The sequence below is a fragment of the Streptomyces sp. NPDC000345 genome, assembly GCF_042898825.1.
In the GTDB taxonomy this organism is placed as follows: domain Bacteria; phylum Actinomycetota; class Actinomycetes; order Streptomycetales; family Streptomycetaceae; genus Streptomyces.
The window spans coordinates 162,907-184,460 of sequence record NZ_JBIAZE010000006.1; the positions used below are offsets into that span (position 1 = coordinate 162,907).

Below are 21,554 nucleotides of genomic sequence, written 5' to 3' on the forward strand. Positions count from 1 at the left end.
TATCCTGCGCCGCACTGTAGCGGGCGGCGGGGTGATCTGGATCGCTGAGGGTCACCTCAGAGTCTGACCGTGTTATTCGTACCAAATTGGTACATTTGTGACTAATTTATATCCGTGCTCTACGGGATCGCCTCCGCCGCCACCGCCCTTCTCCTCGCCGCCGTTCTCGCCGCCCTGCTGCGGGTGCCCGCCCTGCGTCTGGGGTTCGTCGAACGGCGGCAGCGACAGCGGCGGGTGCCGCTGTCCGGAGGGCTCGCCGTCGTCCTCGCCACCTGCCTCGTCGCGGTCGCCGGGGACTGGTGGGGCATCGCCCCGCTCGGCGAGGACGCCGGCGCGCTGCTCGTCGCGGCGGGCGCCGTCGCGGGGCTCGGACTGGTCGCGGACCTGTGGCGGCTCACGTCCCGGCTCCTTGTCCTCGGTACGGCGGTGGCGGCCGCCTTCGTCGTGCCGTACGGGGAGACCGGAGCGGTGGCCGGGGTGGCCGCCGTCGGGTGGATCACCTTCGTGGCGCTGGCCTTCCGGTCCCTCGACCACGCGGACGGGGTGGCCGGCACGGTCGGTGTCGTCACGGCGTTCGGGGCGGCCGGGTGCGCCGCCGTGGAGGTGATGGACGGGCCGGCCGTGCTGCTGAGCGTCCTCGCCGCCGCGCTGACCGGCTTCCTGATGCACAACTGGCCCCCCGCGCGCGTGGCGCTCGGCGCGTGCGGCTCGCTCTTCGCCGGTTTCCTGCTGGCCGCCGTCGCGGTCACCGTGCGCGCGGGCAGCGACGCGGCCGAGGGGGCGGGCGTCCTGTTCGCCCTCACGGCGGTCGCGGTCGCCGACGCCGTCCTCGTCGCCGTGGCGCGGCGGCTGGCCGGGCGGCCCCTGCTGCGGGGGGGCCCCGACCATCTCGCGCACCGGCTGCGGCGGCTCGGGCTCACCCCGCAGGGGGTGACGGTGCTGGCCGGTGTGGCGGCCTTCTCCGGGGTACTCGTCGGGACGCTCGCCCAGGCCGGCTGGGTGGGCGCGCAGGCGGGGTGGTGGGTGGCGGGCGCGGTGCTGGTCGTCGTCCTCGGGCTGCTGCGGGTGCCGGTGTACGGCCCGCCACGCGCGCGTGGTGCGTACGGTGCCGCACCCGCGCGTGCCGGCCGCCGCGACGCCCGTCCCGATGCCCGCCCGGACGCCCGCCCCGGTCGTCGGCAGGGTGTCCGTCAGGCCGCTCGGGGGGCGGCGGTGTACGGCCCCCGGCGTCAACCCGAGTCCGAGGACGGGCCCCCTGAATCGGGTGATCGTCCGGTCGACCGGGATGCGTCTTCCCAGGTCAACGGCTCCTTGCGTGTAAGGAACGGATAAGAGTTGAGTCCCCCTGGCTCAGGTCTGTTGACCCAGCGGCGGGGCTCGTGCACACTTGAGTCCGTTCCACTCAAGTCAGCTGGAGGAAGATCACCATGGCACGTGCGGTCGGCATCGACCTGGGCACGACTAACTCCGTCGTCAGCGTTCTGGAGGGCGGCGAGCCCACCGTCATCACCAACGCCGAGGGTGCCAGGACCACGCCGTCCGTCGTCGCCTTCGCCAAGAACGGCGAGGTGCTGGTCGGCGAGGTCGCCAAGCGCCAGGCGGTCACGAACGTGGACCGGACCATCCGCTCGGTGAAGCGCCACATGGGCACCGACTGGAAGATCGGGCTGGACGGGAAGGACTTCAACCCGCAGCAGATCTCCGCGTTCATCCTGCAGAAGCTGAAGCGGGACGCCGAGGCCTACCTGGGCGAGAAGGTGACCGACGCGGTCATCACCGTCCCCGCCTACTTCAACGACTCCGAGCGTCAGGCGACGAAGGAGGCCGGCGAGATCGCCGGTCTGAACGTCCTTCGCATCGTCAACGAGCCCACCGCGGCCGCGCTCGCCTACGGCCTCGACAAGGACGACCAGACGATCCTCGTCTTCGACCTCGGTGGCGGCACCTTCGACGTGTCCCTCCTGGAGATCGGTGACGGCGTCGTCGAGGTGAAGGCCACCAACGGCGACAACCACCTCGGTGGTGACGACTGGGACCAGCGCGTCGTCGACTACCTGGTGCAGCAGTTCAAGGCCGGCCACGGCGTGGACCTCGCCAAGGACAAGATGGCCCTGCAGCGTCTGCGCGAGGCCGCCGAGAAGGCGAAGATCGAGCTGTCCTCGTCCACCGAGACCTCGATCAACCTGCCGTACATCACCGCGTCCGCCGAGGGCCCGCTGCACCTGGACGAGAAGCTCACCCGCGCCCAGTTCCAGCAGCTGACGGCCGACCTTCTGGAGCGCTGCAAGACGCCGTTCCACAACGTCATCAAGGACGCCGGCATCAACCTCTCCGAGATCGACCACGTCGTTCTCGTCGGCGGTTCGACCCGTATGCCCGCCGTCGCCGAGCTCGTCAAGGAGCTGACCGGTGGCAAGGACGCCAACAAGGGTGTGAACCCGGACGAGGTCGTCGCCATCGGCGCCTCGCTCCAGGCCGGTGTCCTCAAGGGTGAGGTCAAGGACGTCCTGCTCCTCGACGTGACCCCGCTGTCCCTCGGCATCGAGACCAAGGGCGGCATCATGACCAAGCTCATCGAGCGCAACACCACGATCCCGACCAAGCGGTCCGAGATCTTCACGACGGCCGAGGACAACCAGCCGTCGGTGCAGATCCAGGTCTACCAGGGCGAGCGCGAGATCGCGGCGTACAACAAGAAGCTCGGCATGTTCGAGCTGACCGGTCTGCCGCCGGCCCCGCGTGGCGTCCCGCAGATCGAGGTCTCCTTCGACATCGACGCCAACGGCATCATGCACGTGACCGCGAAGGACCTCGGCACGGGCAAGGAGCAGAAGATGACCGTCACCGGCGGCTCCTCGCTGCCGAAGGACGAGGTCGACCGCATGCGCCAGGAGGCCGAGCAGTACGCGGACGAGGACCACCGCCGCCGCGAGGCCGCCGAGGCCCGCAACCAGGGCGAGCAGCTCGTCTACCAGACCGAGAAGTTCCTCAAGGACAACGAGGACAAGGTCCCCGGCGAGATCAAGACCGAGGTCGAGTCCGCCGTCGCCGAGCTGAAGGAGAAGCTCAAGGGCGAGGACACCGCCGAGATCCGTACCGCCACCGAGAAGGTCGCGGCCGTCTCGCAGAAGCTCGGCCAGGCCATGTACGCCGACGCCCAGTCCGCGCAGGCCACCGCCGGCGGCGCGGGTGACGCCCCGAAGGCCGACGACGACGTCGTGGACGCCGAGATCGTGGACGACGAGCGCAAGGACGGTGCCGCGTGACGGAGGAGACTCCGGGCTTCGAGGAGAAGCCCGACGTCCCCTCCGGCGCCACCCCTGACGACGCCGAGCCGAAGGCCGCCTCCCCCTCCTCGGGGGAGGGGGCGGCCCCGGCCGGGGACGCGAACCAGACAGCGGGTCTGGTGGCCCAGCTGGACCAGGTGCGCACCGCCCTCGGCGAGCGCACCGCGGATCTCCAGCGCCTCCAGGCCGAGTACCAGAACTACCGCCGCCGGGTCGAGCGCGACCGGATCGCGGTCAAGGAGATCGCCATCGCGAACCTCCTGACCGAGCTCCTGCCCGTGCTCGACGACATCGGCCGCGCCCGCGAGCACGGCGAGCTCGTCGGCGGCTTCAAGTCCGTCGCCGAGTCGCTGGAGACCGTGGCGGCCAAGATGGGTCTGCAGCAGTTCGGCAAGGAGGGCGAGCCCTTCGACCCGACGATCCACGAGGCCCTGATGCACTCGTACGCGCCCGACGTCACCGAGACGACGTGCGTGGCGATTCTGCAGCCCGGGTATCGGATCGGCGAGCGCACCATCCGCCCCGCACGGGTGGCCGTCGCCGAGCCCCAGCCCGGGGCCCAGACGGTGAAGGCCGAGTCCTCGGACGCGGCCCCGGCCGAGGCGGCGGACGACAAGGAGAGCGGTGGCCCGGACGAGGGCTGAGCTTGAACCGATGAGAGAGGAGGGACGTCGAGGATGAGCACCAAGGACTTCATCGAGAAGGACTTCTACAAGGTCCTCGGCGTCCCCAAGGACGCCACCGAGGCCGAGATCAAGAAGGCGTACCGGAAGCTCGCCCGCGAGTTCCACCCGGACGCCAACAAGGGCAACGCCAAGGCGGAGGAGCGCTTCAAGGAGATCTCCGAGGCGAACGACGTCCTCGGCGACCCCAAGAAGCGCAAGGAGTACGACGAAGCACGCGCCCTCTTCGGCAACGGCGGCTTCCGCCCCGGACCGGGCGCCGGCGGCTCCTTCAACTTCGACCTGGGCGACCTCTTCGGCGGCGGCGCCCAGGGCGGGAGCCCGGGCGGCTTCGGCGGCGGCATCGGGGACGTCTTCGGGGGCCTGTTCAACCGCGGCGGCACGGGTACCTCCCGTACCCAGCCCCGGCGCGGCCAGGACATCGACACCGAGGTGACCCTGACCTTCACGGAGGCGATCGAGGGCGCGACGGTCCCGCTGCGCATGTCCTCGCAGTCCCCGTGCAAGGCGTGCTCCGGCACCGGCGACAAGAACGGCACACCGCGCGTGTGCCCGACCTGCGTCGGCACCGGCCAGGTCGCGCGGGGTTCGGGCGGCGGCTTCTCCCTCACCGACCCCTGCCCGGACTGCAAGGGACGCGGTCTGATCGCCGAGCACCCCTGTCTGGAGTGCAAGGGCAGCGGCCGCGCCAAGTCGTCCAGGACCATGCAGGTCCGTATCCCGGCCGGGGTCACGGACGGGCAGCGCATCCGGCTGCGCGGCAAGGGCGCCCCGGGCGAGCGCGGCGGCCCCGCGGGCGACCTCTACGTCGTCGTCCACGTCGGCAGCCACCCGGTCTTCGGCCGCAAGGACGACAACCTGACGGTGACGGTGCCGGTGACGTTCGCCGAGGCGGCCCTGGGCGGCGAGATCAGGGTCCCCACCCTCGGGGGCCCTTCCCTGACCCTGAAGCTGCCGCCCGGCACCCCCAACGGCCGCACCATGCGGGCGCGGGGCAAGGGCGCGGTCCGCAAGGACGGCACCCGCGGCGACCTGCTGGTCACCGTCGAGGTGAGTGTCCCGAAGGACGTGACGGGGAAGGCTCGTGACGCGCTCGAGGCGTATCGCGAGGCGACCGCGGGCGAGGACCCGCGGGCTGAGCTGTTCGAGGCCGCGAAGGGAGCTTGAGAGTGATGGACGGCCGTCGGCGCGGTGACAGTTTTCGTGGGCCGTATGAGCTGACCGAGGAGACCCCGGTCTACGTCATCTCGGTGGCGGCCCAGCTCTCCGGCCTGCATCCGCAGACGCTGCGCCAGTACGACCGCCTGGGCCTGGTCTCCCCCGACCGCACCGCCGGCCGGGGCCGCCGCTACTCGGCCCGCGACATCGAACTGCTGCGCACCGTCCAGCAGTTGTCGCAGGACGAGGGCATCAACCTGGCCGGCATCAAGCGCATCATCGAACTGGAGAACCAGGTCGCCGCTCTCCAGTCCAGGGTCGCGGAACTCCAGGACGCCCTGGAGGGCGCGGCGGCGGCGATGCAGCAGCGCGAGGCCGCGGTCCACGCCTCCTACCGCCGGGACCTGGTCCCGTACCAGGAGGTCCAGCAGACCAGCGCGCTGGTGGTGTGGCGGCCGAAGAAGCCGAAGGACTGACCGACGGCACACGCGCGAGGGGCCCGGAGGATCACCTGATCCTCCGGGCCCTCGTCATACCGTCAGGAGGACGGCGGTACGGCCACGCTCACCAGGACCGGCAGGGAGGTCGTGCCGTCCGCGCGCACCCCGACGACCTGGTACCACAGGGATGTTCCGGTGGGGACGTTCTCGTCGTGGAGCGGCTCGTAGTCCGAGTCCGGAAGGAGGTCGAAGGCGGCGGTCTGCGGGTTCCAGCGGGCGGCCCGGAACCGCTCGTACTCCTCCGTGCCCGCCGGCGACCAGCCGCTCACCCGCACACTGCCGGAGCTGGAGAACGACGCGGAGGCGGCGTGCGTGGCCCCGGCGGGGGTCTCCACGGTGGGCCGCAGATCGTGCTCGGTGACGTCGGCCGTGGTGCCGGCGCCGACGTTCTCGGCGAAGTCGACCGGCCGGACGACGTAGCAGAGGTTCTCCCCGTCCGCGACGTGGGCGTCCTGGTACGTGGTCGTGGTCACGGCCGTGTGGCCGAGCTTCTCGGGGCCGGCCGGGGCGGGGGCTGACGGGCCCGCCGCCGTCCGCTACGGCGCGGTCACCGTCCAGTCGCCCGCCGGCAGGGACTCGGAACCGTCCTCGGCCACCGCCGTGACCCAGTAGAAGGAGGTGGTCCCGCGCGGCACGCCGGTGTCGAAGTACTCCGGGGCACCGCTGGGGAGCTCGGCGATCGTCTCGTAGGCGGAGGTCTGCGGGTTCCAGCGGTGGACGCGGTAGCCGCCGGCCTGTTCCGGAGCGGAGTCGGCGAGCCCCTGCCAGGTGAGCCGGTTGCCCTCGTCGCCCTCGGCCGCCTCGGCCGTGAGCGTCAGCGGCGACCCCTCGGGCGTGGCCACGCCCGGCGTCATGTCGAGCTCGGTGGCGACCACGGTCTGTGCCTCGCCGGTCGATGCGAACGACGAGTTCGTGGCGTCGTCGAGGGCGTCGACGATGAAGCAGGACTCCTCGCCGTCGGGGAGGGTGGTGTACGCGTAGGAGGTGGTCCCGGCGGGCACGGAGTAGCCGGGGTACAGGGAGCACACCTGTTCGTCCCCCTCGTCGCCCCAGAGCTCACCGCGGCGGACGGTGTAACTCGCCAGGTCCGCGGTCGGGTTGGCGTCCCAGTGCACCTCGAAGCCGTACGCGGTGGGAGTGACCGTCACCCCGGTGACGGCGGACGGCGGGGTGACGTCCCGCAGCGTGCCGACCACGGCGCCGGACTGCGCGGACTCGTTGCCCGCCGCGTCCAGTGCGGTGACGCGGTAGTAGTGGCTGCTGCCCTCCACGGCGGTGGAGTCCAGGTACGAGGTCTGGTCGGTGGTGCCGATCCGGGTGTAGGCGCCGCTCGGGCTCGCCGCCCGGTACACGCGGTACGACGCGGCCCCCGTGACCCCGCCCCAGGCGACCCGGAGCCCCTCCGGTTCGCTCGCGGTGGGACGCAGGGCGGGCGCGGCGGGGGCGGTCCGGTCGACCGTGGTGACGGTCCTGGCGGCGGTGCCCGCCGACTCGTTCCCCGCCGTGTCGTAGGCCCGCAGCTCGTAGAGGTAGGCCGCGCCGGTCACCGGGAGCGTGGTGTCGGTGTACGCGGTGAAGGCGGTGGAGACCAGCCGCGTCCAGGTGGAGCCGTCGGCGGGGCGCCGGTAGACCCGGTAGCCGGTGAGGTCCATCTCCTTGTTCTTCGTCCAGGTGAGCTTCGTCTGGGCGGTCGCGGTGTCGTAGGCGACCGCGAGGCCGGTCGGCGTGAGCGGCCCGGTCTTGTCGACCGTCGCCGAGGTGCGGGGCGTGTAGGCGAACTTGACGTCGGCGCCGCCGGTCCAGTTCACGTAGTCCACGCGGAGGGTGTGACTGCCCTGGGGGATCGTGAGGTTGAGGGTCCTGGAGACGGTCGAGGAGACGTTCTTCCAGACGTCGATCCTGCGGACGTTGTCGAGGTAGACGCGGACGCCGTCCTGGGCCGCGACCGCGAAGGTGAAGGGGCCGCCGGAGCCGAAGTCCCGTGTCACCGTCCAGCGGACGCCGAAGTTGTTCGTGGGCAGACCGGAGGCGGGGGCCTTCGTGCCCCAGCTCTCGCTGATCGTCGCGTCGCAGTCCGTCTTCTTCGGGGTGCCCGAAAAGGTGGTGTTCGCGAAGAACTGACGCTTGTACACCGGAGAGGTGCAGCTCGTCACGGCCGAGGCGGGCGCGGCGATGGCGGCGGTGAGGAGACCGCCGGTCGTGGCGAGCACGACGACCGTCGCGAGTCTGGCTGGCTTCATTCGATCCTCTGGTCGGGAAGGGCGGGCGTGTACGAGGAAAGCCCGTCATGATCACGACTCGCGAGGGCCGGCGTTGGTTGTAGGGCCCTTCGCCCGTTCCCGAAGCCGGCTTTGAGGAGAGCCCGTAAAGCGTGTTCCATACCCTCTTCGCTCGGTCTCCATGCGTCTTCACCCGCCGAGCGGAGGGTGATGTTGCTACTTCGTTAAGTAGTTCCGCTTGACTGCGGTGGCCGCCGCCGCGTTGTCTTTTCAGACACCTGGGTCAGCATGCAGCACCCATGTCCGGATCGCACCGAACGCACCTGAAGTGAGCACCCCCATGCGTCGTATCGCCATAGCCGTGGTCGCCTCCACGATGTCCCTCTCGCTCGCGGGCTGCGGGATGCTGGGGGCCTCGGAGGGCAGCAGCGACGCGACACCGACCCGGACCGACGACATCACCATCGGTGTGCTGATGCCGGAGGCGACGAACACCCGGTACGCGGAGTTCGACTACCCGATCATCAAGGCGAAGGTCGCCTCCCTGACGAACAACAAGGGCAAGACCGAGTACGCCAACGCCGAGAACAGCGTGGCGCAGCAGAACTCCCAGATGCAGAAGATGATCGACCAGAAGGTCGACTGCATCCTGCTCGACGCGGTGGACTCCCACAAGATCGCGTCCATGGTGAAGAAGGCCAAGGAGGCGGGCATCCCGGTCATCGCCTACGACCGTCTCGCCGAGGGGCCGATCGACGCCTACGTCTCCTTCGACAACGAGCTCGTCGGCGAGGTGCAGGGCCGTTCCATCACCGAGGCGCTCGGCACGGCCGACACCGCCGACGAGATCGTCATGATCAACGGCTCGCCCACCGACCCGAACGCCGCCCAGTTCAAGCAGGGGGCGATGAACGAGCTCAGCGGCCGGGTGACGATCGCCGCGACCTACGACACCGACGGCTGGAAGCCGGAGATCGCCCAGGCCCACATGACCCAGGCGATCCAGAAGATCGGCAAGAGCAACATCGCCGCCGTGTACTCCGCCAACGACGCCATGGCCGGCGGCATCATCAAGGCCTTCGAGGCCGCGGGCGTCAGCGACAGCGACCTGCCCCCCATCACCGGCCAGGACGCCGAACTGGCGGCCGTGCAGCGGATCGTCAGCGGCGAGCAGTACATGACCGTCTACAAGCCGTACGCGGGCGAGGCCGAGGCCGCCGCGGAGGCCGCCGTCGCCAAGGTCCAGGGCCGTGAGCTGCAGTTCGAGGCCCTCACCCGCGACAAGATCGACAGCCCCACGAACAAGGACATCCCGGCCAAGCTGGTGACCGTGGTCGCGCTGACCCGGAGCAACATCAAGAAGACCGTCGTCGCGGACGGCATCTACAAGGTGTCCGACATCTGCACCGCCGCCTACAAGCAGGCCTGCAACACCATCGGCCTGAAGTAGTCCCTCACGCCACCCGGGTGAACCCGACCGTCACCCCGGGCGGGCCGCCGGCCACGCTCCGGTGGACGCCCTTGTGCGGGGGTGACGTCGTCGTGGTCGTGGTCGCGGCCGACCACGACATGGGACTCGTCGGCACGGGTCCGGCCGGCCGGGTCGTAGCCGTGCCGGTCGCCGGCCCCGTACTCGATCCAGGCCCGCGGGGCCATCCTCGCGCGTCGAACGTGTCCGCCGGGGCCTGACGTCACGTGCGGGACGTGGCACGACGATCACCGGCGGCTTCCGGGAGCGCACACGCCTCCCGGGGGAGTTCCCGGGTCCGGCCGAACTCCCCCGTCGCCCGGCCGGACCGTCCCGGGTGCGGAGCACCCGGGGGGAAGTGGAATCAACCATGCCTGCCTCTTCGAGCGCGCACCACCATCAGCTTGTTGCAGTGCGGGGGGCGGAGGCCGGGAGAAACCCGGGTATATGAGTGGTTTTCCGCTGCCCTGGCCGGGGGAGCCGTGTTGCGGAGCCGGTCCGACCCGCGCATAGTTGCGCTGCGGAGCGGCGACAAGAGGGGCGTCAAGCGGGGGTGGGATGGGCGATGGCCGGGCACGGGACGGAGGAGCATCCTCACGGTGCCGACCGACTGTGCGAGGCCGGGGATCGCGTGTATTCCCGGGCCGTACGGCGGGGGCGTGTGCCGCGCCGTGACGCCGAACCGGTTCCGTGCCTGCTGGAGCTGGCCCTGCTGCACCCCGACCCCGACGACATGGACTGGCTGGTCCCGACCTCCCCGCAGGAGGTCATGACCCGGCTGCTGCGCGGACTCCACGACGAGGTGAGCGCGAGCGAGCGGCGGGTGGGCTCGGCGGTCGCCGCCTTCGAGTGGTACGCCGGGCTGGGCGGACCCGCACCGGGCGGGCCGGCCGGGGAGGGCGCGGCGATCCGGGTCCTGGACGGCGCCTCCCGCATCCAGGCGGCCCTGGACCAGGCGACCGAGGCGTGCACGACCGAGGTCCTGACGGTGCAGCCGGGCGGCATCCGGCGCGAGCACGAACTGTCGGAGGGCCTGCACCGGGCGCTGGAGCTGCGCGGCCGGGGCGTGCGGATGCGCGACCTGTACAACCATGTGGCGCGGCACGGCCAGGGCCTGCTGAACTACCTGGAGCTGATGGGCGACGCGGTGGAGGCGCGCACCCTGGACGAGGTCATCGACCGGCTGATCCTCTTCGACCGCACGGTGGCCTTCATCCCGGCGAACACCGACCGCACGATGGCGCTGGAGCTGCGCCACCCCGCCCTGATCGCCTACCTGGTCACGGTCTTCGAGCGGCTGTGGCGGCTCGGCATCCCGCTCACCGCCCCGCTCCCCGACCCGCGCATCGAGGGCATCTCCCACCGTGAACAGTCCATCGCCGCGCTGCTGGCGGAGGGCCACCAGGACGCGGTGATCGCCGAGCGCCTCGGCATCAGCGTCCGCACCTGCCGCGCCCACATCGCCCGGCTGTCGGAGACTCTGGGCGCGGCGAGCCGGACCCAGTTGGGGGTGCGGATCGCCCAGGTGGGGCTGGACGGGCCGGTGGACGCGAGCGAGCTCAGCGTGCCGGTGCCGGGCGCGGTGCCGGATCCTGCTCCGGGGCCGGTTCCCGGTGCCGCTGTGCCGGGTGCGGCGGTTCCGGGTGCTCTTCCTGGTCGAGGATCCCCGACCGGCCGATGAGGTAGCCGAGCTGGGCGCGGCTCTCGCTGCCGAGGGTGGCGGCGAGTTTGGCGATGTGGACGCGGGCGGTGCGGATGTTCATGCCGAGCCGCGCGGCGATCACGGCGTCGGTGTGGCCCTCGACGAGGAGGGTGGCGATGGCCCGCTGGCGGGGGGTGACGCCGTTGAGGGAGGGCCGCTGGACGGCCTCGGGGTACATGGGGGTGGCCAGCCGCCAGAAGCGGTCGAAGGCGGTGGCCAGATAGGTGACCAGGGCGGGGTGGCGGACTTCGAGGGCGAGGGAGCCGTTGTCGTCGGCGGGGAGGAAGGCGACCGTGCGGTCGACGATGATGAGGCGGTCGGTGACCTCGTCCAGGCCGCGGGCCTCGGCGTCGCCGTTCAGCAGTTCGTAGTGGCCGATGATGCTCTGGATGTGCCGGGTGGTGTGCTGGTAGAGCGTGCGGATACGGCAGCCCCGGTCGAGCACGGCCTGGTCGCGCTGGAGGGCGATCGCCTCCGCGGTGGCGGCCCGTTCGCCGTCGAGGCCGGTCCGGGGCTGGATGCACAGCAGTTCCCGGCGCATCTCGTCCATGGCTTCGGTGATGGCCTGGTTGATCCGTTCGTTGCCGCTGAGGACGCGCAGGGCGGCGGACTCCCTGGGGGCGGTGCGGCTGCCGGTGAGGCGCATGAGGGGTTCGAAGAGCGCGGTCAGCCGCTCCTCGCGGCGCCGTTCGTCGGCGATCCGGGCCGCGGTGGTGTTCAGCTGGCGGTGCAGGGCGACCGCGGGGGCCACGGGCTCGAGCCGGTCCAGGTCGTCGACGGCCGGGTGGAGGAGGCCGAGTTCGAGCAGACAGGGGGCGGGACCGGCGTCGGCGGCCGCGAGGTGGCCCTCGCGCAGGGCACGTTCGTAGAGCAGCGTGCCCTCGGCGCAGAGTTCTGCCACCCCGTGGTGGGGGTGCGGCGGCGCGTTCACGTCGGGTCCCTTTCCTGGTCGAGGATTCCTGAGCGTGCGATGAGGTAGCCGAGCTGGGCGCGGCTCTCGCTGCCGAGGGTGGCGGCGAGTTTGGCGATGTGGACGCGGGCGGTGCGCACGTTCATGCCGAGCCGGTCGGCGATCACGGCGTCGGTGAGGCCCTCCACGAGGAGGGTGGCGATGGCCCGTTGACGGGGTGTCACGCCGTTCAGGGTGGGCTGGCGGACGGCCTCGGGGTGCATGGGGGTGGCGAGGTGCCAGAGGCGTTCGAAGGTGGTGGCGAAGTACTCGATCAGCGCGGGGTGGCGCACCTCCAGGGCGAGGGTGCGCTCCTTGTTGGCGGGGAGGAAGGCGACCGTGCGGTCGATGACGATGAGACGGTCGGTGACCTCGTCGAGGGTGCGGGCCTGGGCGTCGCCGCGGAGCTGCTCGTAACGGGCCAGGACGCTGGGGTCGTGGCGGGTGGTGTGGTGGTAGAGGGTGCGGATGCGGCCGCCGCGGTCCAGGAAGGCCTGGTCACGGGCCATGGCCTGGTCGTGGGAGCTGGGCCGGCCGCCGCGCTGTTCGCGGCGCGGCTGGATGGCGAGGAGTTCCTCGCGGGCTTCCGCGATCGCCTGGGTGAGGGCTAGGTTGATCGGGCCCTGTCCGTCGAGGAGGCTGATGGCCGGGGTGTGCGCGAACCCGGGTGCCGGATCGCCGAGGCGCAGGAAGGCGTCGAAGGTGTCCACCAGCCGGGCCTCGCGCCGCCGTTCGCGCGCGATGCGCTCCTGTGTCGTCACCAGATGGCGGTGGAGGGCGACGGTGGGGGCGACCGGTTCGAGGAGCCCGGGGTCCTCCAGGGCGGGGTGCAGCAGGCCGAACTCGAGGAGGCAGCGGGCCTGTTCGGCCTCGCGGGCGGTGACGCGTCCCTGTGCCAGGGCGAGTCCGTACAGCCGCGCGCCCTCGGGGCACAGCTCCTCCACGCCGTGCCGCACATGGGGGGCGGGGGGCGGTTCCGCGTCGTCGTGTCCGTGCGCCTCGCTCGTCACCGGCGTCCTCTTCGGTCGCTCGTCACCTCACTGGTCCCGGTCCAGGATTCCGGACTGGGCTATGAGGTAGCCGAGTTGGGCCCGGCTGCCGCTGCCGAGGGCGGTGGCCAGCTTGGCGATGTGGGCCCGGCAGGTGCGCACGTTCATGCCCAGGCGGCGGGCGATGGCCTCGTCGACATGGCCCTCGACGAGGAGTTTGGCGATGGAGTGCTGGATGTCGGTGATGCCGTCCGGGTCGGTCTCGTAGGGGACGCCGGCGCGCAGCGGCACCGCGCGGCCCCACATGAACTCGAACACCTTGATGAGGTAGCCGACGAGGCCCGGGTGGCGCAGTTCCAGGGCGACCTGCCGGTCGTCGCGGATGGGGATGAACGCGACCGCCTCGTCGCAGATGATGAGCCGCTCCACCAGCTCGTCGATGGTCCGGTATTCGACCTTGCCGTCGGCGAACTGGTCGACATAGGCGAGTTTTTCGGGGCTGTACCGGGCCGTGTGCTGGTACAGCGTACGGATTCTGACGCCGCGTTCGATCAGCGGCCGGTCCCGTTCCAGACCCTCGATGAGTCTGCGTTCGGGGCGGTGGCCGCTCGGCTGGACCGTCAGCATCTCGTTCTGGCACTGGGACGTGGCCAGGTCCAGCGCCGCGTTGATCCGGTCGAGTCCCTCCAGCACGGTGATGGAGTGCGTGGACGCCGTGACCTGGGCGCTGAGCGCCATGAACGGCTCGAAGGCGTCGGCCAGTTCGATGGAGGCGCGGCGGCGCTCGGTGATCTCGCGCTCGAGCGGGTTGAGGCGCTGCGCCAGGGCGACCGCGGGGGGAACCGGGCGCAGCCAGTTCGCGTCGTCCGGATCGGGGTGCAGCAGGGCGAACTCCATCAGGCAGGGGGCGGCCTCCACGTCCGCACGAGCTATACGTCCCGTCCGCAGAGCATCCACATACAGACGGCTACCCTCCTCGCACAGGGCGGTCACGGCATGGGGATGTTTCGCTTTAGTCCGATTCGTTGCCAAATCTCCACCCCCCAGGGTCCTGAACGTGCAGGAACATGATGCACCGATCGTGTGGCCATGACGTGCCCGAATGAGCCATCGTCTTAGTCGACGGGGGAAGAGGGGACCTTCAAGTGAGGACGAAGCCGACTATGGGTAAGAGAATGCTTCGCTCGGTGCTTGTCGCCGCCTTCTCCGCCGTTGTGGCCTTCGGATCGCTGAGTGGCCTCTCGGACGCGAAGGGTGACCTGCGGGCGGACAGTGTGTGGGCGATCACGCCGCCGTCCGTCGTTGCCGACGGCGACACTCCCGTCGGCACTGACGACAGTGTGTGGGCCTGACCATGACGACACCTCCCGACGACCGCTCCTTCCGCCGCGAGATGGCCACCGCCTACCGCTCCGGCTGGCACTTCATCGACCTGGTCACCGCCATCCCCCACAGCGGTGACTCGTTGATGGTGACCGTGTTCGGAGAACCGGTGGTCGTCACCCGGGACGAGGAGGACGACGTGCGGGCCTACCGGTGCCTGCGGCGGCCTCGTGGGGCGCCGCAGCCCGTACGGTGCGCGATCCGGTACGGAATGATCTTCGTGAACCTGGACCAGCGTGACCATCAGTTGGCGGAGCCGGCACCCCAGGCCGCCCCGCGAACCATCTCAGCCACCCCCCGCAGTGCCTGACGCGATTCCCCCGTCGTAACAGATCGCCTCAGGTGCTTCCCCCCGCAGCGGCGTCACCGTGACCTGAACACGGTGACGCCGCTGCAGTTTCTGGGGACATTTCCCGGTATCGGAGCGCTTGCGCGGTGGCTGGAAAACGCCGGAGAAGCGGGGTGGGCGGGCGCGCCCGCGTTTTCCGGTCAGCCGCGGCCCATCGTCCGCCCGACCTCGATCTCGACCACCACCCGCGTCGGGTTCACCCGCGGGGTCCTGCCGTACCGCTGCGCGTAGCGCCGTTCCGCCTCCGCGACCCGCTCCGGTTCCGTGCTGACGTGCGCCCGGCCCTCCAGTGTGGCCCAGCGGCGGCCGTCCACCTGGCAGACCGCGACCCGGGCGCCCTCCGGGCCCGCCGCCAGGATGTTGCGCACCTTCGTGCTCGCCTTGTCCGCGATGACCCGAGCGAGCCGCCGCTCCGGGTCGTATGTCACTCCGACGGGCACGACGTGCGGGCTGCCGTCCGGGCGGGGTGTCGTGAGCGTGCACAGGTGGCGTTCGCGCCAGAAGGCGAGGTACTCGGGGTCGAGTTCCTGGGGGTTGGTGGTCATAGGTCCGGAATCTAGCGGCTTCCGGCCTCCCCTCGGACACCGCCTCCCGGCTTCCGTCGCGCACCTTGAGCGGAATAGACTCAACTTTGTGTACGCTGACTGAGTCAGACACGGGAGACGGCTGACGCAAGGAGGAGACAGCGAACGTGGACGCCGAGCTGACCAACCGGAGCCGGGACGCGATCAACGCGGCCAGTAACCGGGCCGTGGCCGCAGGCCACCCCGACCTCACCCCTGCCCACCTGCTGCTCGCGCTGCTCCAGGGCCAGGAGAACGAGAACATCGTCGACCTGCTCGCGGCCGTCGACGCCGACCAGGCCGCCGTGCGCGCGGGCGCCGAGAAGGTGCTGGCGGGCCTGCCCAGCGTGACCGGATCCACGGTCGCGCCCCCGCAGCCCAACCGCGAGCTGCTCACCGTCATCGCCGACGCGCAGGAACGCGCGCGGGACCTCGGCGACGAGTACCTCTCCACCGAACACCTCCTCATCGGCGTCGCCGCCAAGGGCGGAGCGGCCGGCGAGGTGCTCGCCGGACAGGGGGCCACCGCGAAGAAGCTGCAGGACGCCTTCCAGAAGGCCCGCGGCGGACGCCGGGTGACCACCGCCGACCCCGAGGGGCAGTACAAGGCCCTGGAGAAGTTCGGCACCGACTTCACCGCCGCCGCGCGCGAGGGCAAGCTCGACCCGGTCATCGGGCGCGACACCGAGATCCGCCGCGTCGTGCAGGTCCTGTCCCGCCGTACGAAGAACAACCCCGTCCTCATCGGTGAGCCCGGCGTCGGCAAGACCGCCGTCGTCGAGGGGCTCGCCCAGCGGATCGTGAAGGGCGACGTGCCCGAGTCGCTCAAGGACAAGCGGCTCGTCGCGCTCGACCTGGGCGCGATGGTCGCCGGCGCCAAGTACCGCGGCGAGTTCGAGGAGCGGCTGAAGACCGTCCTCGCCGAGATCAAGGACTCCGACGGGCAGATCATCACCTTCATCGACGAGCTGCACACGGTCGTCGGCGCGGGCGCCGGCGGCGACTCCGCCATGGACGCCGGCAACATGCTCAAGCCCATGCTGGCCCGCGGTGAGCTGCGCATGGTCGGCGCGACCACGCTCGACGAGTACCGGGAGCGGATCGAGAAGGACCCGGCCCTGGAGCGCCGCTTCCAGCAGGTGCTGGTGGCGGAGCCGACCGTCGAGGACACCATCGCGATCCTGCGCGGTCTCAAGGGCCGCTACGAGGCCCACCACAAGGTCCAGATCGCCGACAGCGCGCTGGTGGCCGCCGCGACCCTGTCCGACCGGTACATCACCTCCCGCTTCCTCCCGGACAAGGCCATCGACCTCGTCGACGAGGCCGCCTCCCGGCTCCGTATGGAGATCGACTCCTCGCCCGTGGAGATCGACGAGCTCCAGCGGTCCGTGGACCGGCTGAAGATGGAGGAGCTGGCCCTCAGCAAGGAGACGGACGCCGCCTCGCGCGACCGCCTGGAGAAGCTGCGCCGCGACCTCGCCGACCGGGAGGAGGAGCTGCGCGGTCTCACCGCCCGCTGGGAGAAGGAGAAGCAGTCCCTCAACCGGGTCGGCGAGCTGAAGGAGAAGCTCGACGACCTGCGCGGCCAGGCCGAGCGCGCCCAGCGCGACGGCGACTTCGACACCGCCAGCAAGCTGCTGTACGGCGAGATCCCGTCCCTGGAGCGCGACCTGGAGGCCGCCTCCGAGGCCGAGGAGGAGGTCGCCAAGGGCACCATGGTCAAGGAGGAGGTCGGCTCGGACGACATCGCCGACGTCGTCGCCTCCTGGACCGGCATCCCGGCCGGCCGCCTCCTGGAGGGCGAGACGCAGAAGCTGCTGCGGATGGAGGAGGAGCTCGGGCGCCGCCTCATCGGCCAGGCCGAGGCGGTGCAGGCCGTCTCCGACGCCGTACGGCGCTCCCGTGCGGGCATCGCCGACCCCGACCGCCCGACCGGCTCCTTCCTCTTCCTCGGCCCGACCGGTGTCGGCAAGACCGAGCTGGCCAAGGCCCTCGCCGACTTCCTCTTCGACGACGAGCGGGCGATGGTCCGCATCGACATGTCGGAGTACGGCGAGAAGCACAGCGTGGCCCGGCTCGTCGGCGCTCCCCCCGGCTACGTCGGCTACGAGGAGGGCGGCCAGCTCACCGAGGCGGTCCGCAGGCGCCCGTACAGCGTCGTCCTGCTCGACGAGGTCGAGAAGGCGCACCCCGAGGTCTTCGACGTCCTCCTCCAGGTCCTGGACGACGGACGGCTCACCGACGGCCAGGGCCGCACGGTCGACTTCCGCAACACGATCCTGGTCCTGACGTCGAACCTGGGCAGCCAGTTCCTGGTCGACCCGGTCGCCACCGAGGCGGAGAAGAAGGAGCAGGTCCTGGAGGTGGTCCGGGCGTCCTTCAAGCCGGAGTTCCTCAACCGGCTCGACGACCTGGTCGTCTTCTCGGCGCTCAGCAAGGACGAGCTCGGCCGGATCGCCCGGCTCCAGATCGACCGGCTCGCACGGCGCCTGGCCGACCGCCGCCTCAGCCTGGAGGTCACCGACGCGGCCCTGGCCTGGCTCGCCCACGAGGGCAACGACCCGGCGTACGGCGCCCGCCCGCTGCGCCGCCTGGTCCAGACGGCCATCGGCGACCGTCTCGCCAAGGAGATCCTGGCCGGCGAGGTCAAGGACGGGGACACGGTCCGTGTGGACGCCTTCGGCGACGGCCTGATCGTGGGCCCCGCCACCGGCAAGACGCTGTAGCCGCGGGGCGGGCGGCCGGGGCGGCCGCTCGCCCTGAGCGGAATTACGCCAACCGGAGGTGAACCCTGGAGGGCGGGGCTTGCCACCCCCCTCCCCGCATGGGGGAGGATGGCGGGATCCGTACGAAGGGAAAATCACGGTGAGCATCGACCCGTCCTCGATTCCGAACTTCGGGGGTCAGCCCGAGCCGCAGCCCCAGGGACCGGCCGGCCCCGTCGTTCCGGATCAGGATCTGGTGAAGCAGCTCCTCGACCAGATGGAGCTGAAGTACGTCGTCGACGACGAGGGTGACCTCGCGGCGCCGTGGGAGGAATTCCGTACGTACTTCATGTTCCGCGGCGAGGCGGACCAGGCGGTCTACTCGGTGCGGACGTTCTACGACCGGCCCCACAAGATCGACGACAAGCAGCAGCTGCTGGAGGCGATCGACGACTGGAACCGGCGCACCCTGTGGCCCAAGGTCTACACGCACACCCACGACGACGGCACCGTCCGCCTCATCGGCGAGGCGCAGCTGCTGATCGGCGCCGGGGTGAACATCGAGCTGTTCGTCTCCTCGACGGTGAGCTGGGTGCGCGCGGCCATCGAGTTCGACAAGTGGCTGGTGGAGCAGCTGGGCCTCGAGCAGGAGGTCAACGAAGCGGAGGACAAGCCCGAGGAGGGCGACGAGTAGGTCGTACGACCGGCCTGTTCGTCAGCGGGGCGCCCGTCCACACCCTGTGGACGGGCGCCCCGCTGTTCGGCGGGACCCGGGGCGCCGGTTCAGCCCGCCAGCGCCTTCAGCCGCGTCACCGCCTCCTCCAGCACGCCCGCCCGCTTGCAGAACGCGAACCGCACGAACGGCGCGCCCGCCTCGCGGTGGTCGTAGAAGACGGCGTTGGGGATGGCGACCACGCCCGCGCGCTCGGGCAGGGAGCGGCAGAAGGCGAAGCCGTCGCTCTCGCCGAGGGGCCGGATGTCGGTGGTGACGAAGTAGGTGCCGGCCGGACGGAAGACGGCGAAGCCCGCCTCCGCGAGGCCCGCCGCCAGCAGGTCCCGCTTGGCCAGCATGTCCGCGCGGAAGGCGTCGAAATAGGTGTCGGGGAGGGAGAGCGCCTCCGCGACCGCGTACTGGAACGGCCCCGACGACACGTACGTCAGGTACTGCTTCGCCGAGCGCACCGCCGTGACCAGGCCGGGCGCGGCCGTGACCCAGCCGACCTTCCAGCCGGTGAACGAGAACGTCTTGCCCGCCGAGCCGATCGTCACCGTGCGCTCCCGCATTCCCGGCAGGGTCGCCAGCGGCACGTGCTCGGCCTCGTCGAACACCAGGTGCTCGTACACCTCGTCCGTCACCACCAGCAGGTCCCGTTCCACGGCCAGCGCGGCGATCGCGGTCAGCTCCTCGCGGGTGAGGACGGTGCCGGTCGGGTTGTGCGGGGTGTTGACCAGCAGCAGACGGGTCCGGTCGGTCACCGCGGCGCGCAGTTCGTCCAGGTCGAGGCGGAAACGGGCCTGCTCCGGGTCCGGGCGCAGGGTCACCGGCACGCGCGTGGCGCCCGCCATGGCGATACAGGCGGCGTAGGAGTCGTAGTACGGCTCCAGGGCCACCACCTCGTCGCCGGGCTCCAGCAGGGCCAGCAGGGCGGCCGCGATGGCCTCCGTGGCGCCGGCGGTGACCAGCACCTCGGTGTCGGGGTCGAAGGCCAGGCCGTAGCGGCGGGCCTGGTGCGCGGCGATCGCCGCGCGCAGCTCGGGGACACCCGGGCCCGGCGGGTACTGGTTCCCGCGGCCGTCCCGCAGCGCGCGCACGGCCGCCTCGCGGATCTCCTCCGGGCCGTCCGTGTCCGGGAAGCCCTGCCCGAGATTGATGGCCCCGGTCCGCACCGCCAGGGCGGACATCTCGGCGAAGATCGTCGTCCCGAACTCGGCGAGACGACGGTTCAGGAACGGGCGCGCACTGGAGGTCATGCCGGTCATCCTGCGCCGAAGCTCTGGAGTTCCTCAAGTGTGCTTTGGCCGGTGAGGCAGGCGGGCATCCCCCGTTCACGCAACGCCCACGCACCACGCGAGGCGCCCACGGGGGGCCGCTTCGGGGGATTCGGAAGGAGGGTGGGGCCATGGTTCTCGGCATCATCCTGACGGGGGTCGCAGTGCTGTTCGTGGCGGTTCTCGCCACCAGGGCCCGGAGGAGGAGCCGGCGGCACGTGTACGGCGCTCCGGTGCGGTCGTACGGCGGCGGGTCCGCGGGCGGCCGGTCGGGCGGCCACGGGAACAGCCGCACCCATGCGAGCAGCGGCAGCTCCAGCGGCACGGCCGACGCGGCGGCGGCGAGCTGGTGGGTCTTCGGCGGGGACGGCGGATCGTCCTCAGGCCAGTCCGGCCACTCCGGTCACTCCGGCCACCACTCGGGTGACTCCGGCGGCCACTCGGGTGGTCACTCCTGCGGCAGCTCCTCGTCGTCCTGCGGCAGCTCGTCGTCCTGCGGTGGCGGCTCGTCCTGCGGGGGAGGAGGCGGCGGATGCGGCGGAGGCAGCTGACACGGGGCAGCTGAGCTCACCGAGGGGGAGCCGCATCCGGACCGCGGGGCCCGCCCCTGACCAGGGCGCCCCGCGGTCGCACCATGTGACCGGCGGCCATGCCCGCGCGGCGGGCGGCGTACCGCGCCGGTGCGGCCGCCTCGTTTACCCGCGTTCGCGTCTTTCATGTGGGGCGCGTTGGCGCACGATCAGGTCGTTTGACGCGCGTCCGGTTGAACAGTTGATCTGTGGAGCCCCCCGAGGGATGGAAACCCCACGAAGTTGGGTAAAAACGCTGTGGCGTCGCCGCAGTTCATGATTCCCTCTAGAGCACCAACGCAGCCCCTCGGACCCCTACGGACGTCCCGCGCGGACGCCCCTTCCGGACCGGGCCGGCCGGGGCCGATCTCCCGGTGTCTACCGGGTCCACCGGGGTGCGCCATTTTCCCTCCCTCCTTGCGTCTCCGCGGAGCCGATCCATGCTCACGACCCTGAACACCTCCTACACCGACACGCGTGCCGCCGACCTCGCCTGGGCCCTGGGGCGGGAACCGCTGCCCGCCCTCGCCACCCTCGACCTCGAACTGTCCGGCGCGAAGCTCCAGTTGCGACTGCTGGGCGCCTCGCACCAGGTGTTGCTGGAGGGGGAGCAGGGCCGTTGTTCGGAGACGGTGGCGTGTCTCCCCGGCAGCAGCACCCCGTTGCCGCTGGGCGTCGCCAAGCGGGTGGGTGAATGGGAGTACGAGTTCGCGGCGCGCGTCGAGGTGCTGACGCCGGGTCAGTTCGCGGGCCGTGCCCAGGAGCTGCTCGCCCTCGTCACCGACCATCCGCACGGCCTCGCCGGCGTCTTCCCGGGCAGCCCGCACGCGTTCACCGCGCTCCTCGCCCAGCGCCACGAGGACCACGTCCACTGGCGCACCTGGCACGCCTACCCGCAGGACGGGCAGTTGGTGGCGACACGGACGAGGGTGGCGGTCCGTGCGCGCGCGAACAGGCCCGGCGCGTGAGGGGTTTGGCGGGGAGGCGCCGTGTTTGAGGGCCATCTTCCACACGTGTGGGTGACGAAGCGTCCCGGACCCG

General features: G+C 71.2%; 19 protein-coding genes and 2 pseudogenes. 13 read left to right on the forward strand and 8 right to left on the reverse strand.

The window, feature by feature from the left end; genetic code table 11:
• The first annotated feature begins 114 nt into the window (after positions 1-114).
• From ACFY30_RS16520 to ACFY30_RS16540, 5 genes are all read left to right on the forward strand, one after another.
• A complete protein-coding gene (locus tag ACFY30_RS16520; RefSeq protein ID WP_390845886.1) occupies positions 115-1,332 on the forward strand; it encodes an MraY family glycosyltransferase in 1,218 nt (405 codons plus the stop codon).
• Between the two features lie 95 nt (positions 1,333-1,427).
• Positions 1,428-3,266: a molecular chaperone DnaK gene (gene dnaK, locus ACFY30_RS16525; RefSeq protein ID WP_390845887.1), complete on the forward strand. Its 1,839-nt coding sequence runs from the start codon at positions 1,428-1,430 to the stop codon at positions 3,264-3,266.
• Positions 3,263-3,931: a nucleotide exchange factor GrpE gene (gene grpE, locus ACFY30_RS16530; protein WP_390845888.1), complete on the forward strand. Its 669-nt coding sequence runs from the start codon at positions 3,263-3,265 to the stop codon at positions 3,929-3,931. The genes dnaK and grpE overlap by 4 nt, the downstream gene beginning before the upstream one ends.
• A 33-nt stretch (positions 3,932-3,964) precedes the next feature.
• Entirely contained in the window at positions 3,965-5,137 is a 1,173-nt protein-coding gene (gene dnaJ / locus ACFY30_RS16535; protein WP_390659232.1) for a molecular chaperone DnaJ, read from the forward strand.
• Positions 5,138-5,142: 5 nt separating this feature from the next.
• Entirely contained in the window at positions 5,143-5,604 is a 462-nt protein-coding gene (locus ACFY30_RS16540; protein ID WP_390845889.1) for a heat shock protein transcriptional repressor HspR, read from the forward strand.
• Positions 5,605-5,666: 62 nt separating this feature from the next.
• Here the strand turns inward: ACFY30_RS16540 and ACFY30_RS16545 are convergent, their stop codons facing one another.
• The gene (locus ACFY30_RS16545) at positions 5,667-6,101 is read right to left on the reverse strand and encodes a hypothetical protein (RefSeq protein WP_390845890.1); all 435 of its coding nucleotides are present in this window, start codon (positions 6,099-6,101) and stop codon (positions 5,667-5,669) included.
• A gap of 63 nt (positions 6,102-6,164) precedes the next feature.
• The gene (locus ACFY30_RS16550; RefSeq protein WP_390845891.1) at positions 6,165-7,868 is read right to left on the reverse strand and encodes a fibronectin type III domain-containing protein; all 1,704 of its coding nucleotides are present in this window, start codon (positions 7,866-7,868) and stop codon (positions 6,165-6,167) included.
• 319 nt (positions 7,869-8,187) lie between these two features.
• Here ACFY30_RS16550 and ACFY30_RS16555 point away from each other — a divergent pair, with 319 nt between their 5' ends.
• Positions 8,188-9,297, forward strand: a complete 1,110-nt coding sequence (locus tag ACFY30_RS16555; protein ID WP_390846122.1) for a sugar ABC transporter substrate-binding protein — start codon at positions 8,188-8,190, stop codon at positions 9,295-9,297.
• A 4-nt stretch (positions 9,298-9,301) separates the two neighbouring features.
• On the opposite strand, the pseudogene ACFY30_RS16560 reads toward ACFY30_RS16555, so the two are convergent.
• Positions 9,302-9,491: pseudogene (locus tag ACFY30_RS16560) on the reverse strand (transglutaminase family protein); the annotation flags it as partial.
• A 389-nt stretch (positions 9,492-9,880) separates the two neighbouring features.
• Here ACFY30_RS16560 and ACFY30_RS16565 point away from each other — a divergent pair.
• Positions 9,881-10,996 carry a LuxR C-terminal-related transcriptional regulator gene (locus ACFY30_RS16565; RefSeq protein ID WP_390845892.1) on the forward strand — a complete coding sequence of 372 codons (1,116 nt, stop codon included), beginning with the start codon at positions 9,881-9,883 and terminating at the stop codon, positions 10,994-10,996.
• Here the strand turns inward: ACFY30_RS16565 and ACFY30_RS16570 are convergent.
• The 3 genes and pseudogenes from ACFY30_RS16570 to ACFY30_RS16580 form a co-directional block, all read right to left on the reverse strand.
• A pseudogene (locus ACFY30_RS16570) lies at positions 10,962-11,948 on the reverse strand (LuxR C-terminal-related transcriptional regulator); the annotation flags it as partial. The gene ACFY30_RS16565 and the pseudogene ACFY30_RS16570 overlap by 35 nt on opposite strands.
• The gene (locus ACFY30_RS16575; RefSeq protein WP_390845893.1) at positions 11,945-12,976 is read right to left on the reverse strand and encodes a LuxR C-terminal-related transcriptional regulator; all 1,032 of its coding nucleotides are present in this window, start codon (positions 12,974-12,976) and stop codon (positions 11,945-11,947) included. The gene ACFY30_RS16575 and the pseudogene ACFY30_RS16570, both read right to left, overlap by 4 nt.
• Before the next feature lie 27 nt (positions 12,977-13,003).
• Positions 13,004-13,987, reverse strand: coding sequence for a helix-turn-helix transcriptional regulator (locus tag ACFY30_RS16580; protein WP_390845894.1), 984 nt, complete (start codon positions 13,985-13,987; stop codon positions 13,004-13,006).
• A gap of 113 nt (positions 13,988-14,100) precedes the next feature.
• On the opposite strand from ACFY30_RS16580, the gene ACFY30_RS16585 reads away from it, so the two are divergent.
• Together ACFY30_RS16585 and ACFY30_RS16590 are read left to right on the forward strand one after the other, a co-directional pair.
• Positions 14,101-14,307: a hypothetical protein gene (locus ACFY30_RS16585; protein WP_390659512.1), complete on the forward strand. Its 207-nt coding sequence runs from the start codon at positions 14,101-14,103 to the stop codon at positions 14,305-14,307.
• 2 nt (positions 14,308-14,309) lie between these two features.
• The gene (locus tag ACFY30_RS16590) at positions 14,310-14,648 is read left to right on the forward strand and encodes a hypothetical protein (protein ID WP_352345525.1); all 339 of its coding nucleotides are present in this window, start codon (positions 14,310-14,312) and stop codon (positions 14,646-14,648) included.
• 179 nt (positions 14,649-14,827) lie between these two features.
• On the opposite strand, the gene ACFY30_RS16595 is transcribed toward ACFY30_RS16590, so the two are convergent.
• Entirely contained in the window at positions 14,828-15,232 is a 405-nt protein-coding gene (locus ACFY30_RS16595; RefSeq protein ID WP_390845895.1) for a pyridoxamine 5'-phosphate oxidase family protein, read from the reverse strand.
• 146 nt (positions 15,233-15,378) lie between these two features.
• Between ACFY30_RS16595 and clpB the strand changes: the two genes are divergently transcribed.
• The gene (clpB, locus tag ACFY30_RS16600; protein WP_390845896.1) at positions 15,379-17,976 is read left to right on the forward strand and encodes an ATP-dependent chaperone ClpB; all 2,598 of its coding nucleotides are present in this window, start codon (positions 15,379-15,381) and stop codon (positions 17,974-17,976) included.
• A 139-nt stretch (positions 17,977-18,115) separates the two neighbouring features.
• Positions 18,116-18,649: a YbjN domain-containing protein gene (locus ACFY30_RS16605; RefSeq protein ID WP_390659243.1), complete on the forward strand. Its 534-nt coding sequence runs from the start codon at positions 18,116-18,118 to the stop codon at positions 18,647-18,649.
• Between the two features lie 89 nt (positions 18,650-18,738).
• Here the strand turns inward: ACFY30_RS16605 and ACFY30_RS16610 are convergent, their stop codons facing one another.
• Positions 18,739-19,935 carry a pyridoxal phosphate-dependent aminotransferase gene (locus tag ACFY30_RS16610; RefSeq protein WP_390845897.1) on the reverse strand — a complete coding sequence of 399 codons (1,197 nt, stop codon included), beginning with the start codon at positions 19,933-19,935 and terminating at the stop codon, positions 18,739-18,741.
• A gap of 140 nt (positions 19,936-20,075) precedes the next feature.
• Between ACFY30_RS16610 and ACFY30_RS16615 the strand changes: the two genes are divergently transcribed.
• Together ACFY30_RS16615 and ACFY30_RS16620 are read left to right on the forward strand one after the other, a co-directional pair.
• Complete coding sequence (locus ACFY30_RS16615; protein ID WP_390845898.1) at positions 20,076-20,495, forward strand: hypothetical protein; 420 nt, start codon at positions 20,076-20,078, stop codon at positions 20,493-20,495.
• 458 nt (positions 20,496-20,953) lie between these two features.
• A complete protein-coding gene (locus ACFY30_RS16620) occupies positions 20,954-21,481 on the forward strand; it encodes a DUF2617 family protein (RefSeq protein WP_390659246.1) in 528 nt (175 codons plus the stop codon).
• Positions 21,482-21,554 lie beyond the last annotated feature (73 nt).

Bases quoted from the DNA above. Each gene is read 5' to 3' on its own strand.
- dnaK (WP_390845887.1), top strand. From the start codon at position 1,428: ATGGCACGTGCGGTCGGCATCGACCTGGGCACGACTAACTCCGTCGTC.
- dnaJ (WP_390659232.1), top strand. From the start codon at position 3,965: ATGAGCACCAAGGACTTCATCGAGAAGGACTTCTACAAGGTCCTCGGC.
- ACFY30_RS16540 (WP_390845889.1), top strand. From the start codon at position 5,143: ATGGACGGCCGTCGGCGCGGTGACAGTTTTCGTGGGCCGTATGAGCTG.
- ACFY30_RS16550 (WP_390845891.1), bottom strand. From the start codon at position 7,868: ATGAAGCCAGCCAGACTCGCGACGGTCGTCGTGCTCGCCACGACCGGC.
- ACFY30_RS16555 (WP_390846122.1), top strand. From the start codon at position 8,188: ATGCGTCGTATCGCCATAGCCGTGGTCGCCTCCACGATGTCCCTCTCG.
- ACFY30_RS16565 (WP_390845892.1), top strand. From the start codon at position 9,881: ATGGCCGGGCACGGGACGGAGGAGCATCCTCACGGTGCCGACCGACTG.
- ACFY30_RS16590 (WP_352345525.1), top strand. From the start codon at position 14,310: ATGACGACACCTCCCGACGACCGCTCCTTCCGCCGCGAGATGGCCACC.
- ACFY30_RS16595 (WP_390845895.1), bottom strand. From the start codon at position 15,232: ATGACCACCAACCCCCAGGAACTCGACCCCGAGTACCTCGCCTTCTGG.
- ACFY30_RS16610 (WP_390845897.1), bottom strand. From the start codon at position 19,935: ATGACCGGCATGACCTCCAGTGCGCGCCCGTTCCTGAACCGTCGTCTC.
- ACFY30_RS16615 (WP_390845898.1), top strand. From the start codon at position 20,076: ATGGTTCTCGGCATCATCCTGACGGGGGTCGCAGTGCTGTTCGTGGCG.
- ACFY30_RS16620 (WP_390659246.1), top strand. From the start codon at position 20,954: ATGCTCACGACCCTGAACACCTCCTACACCGACACGCGTGCCGCCGAC.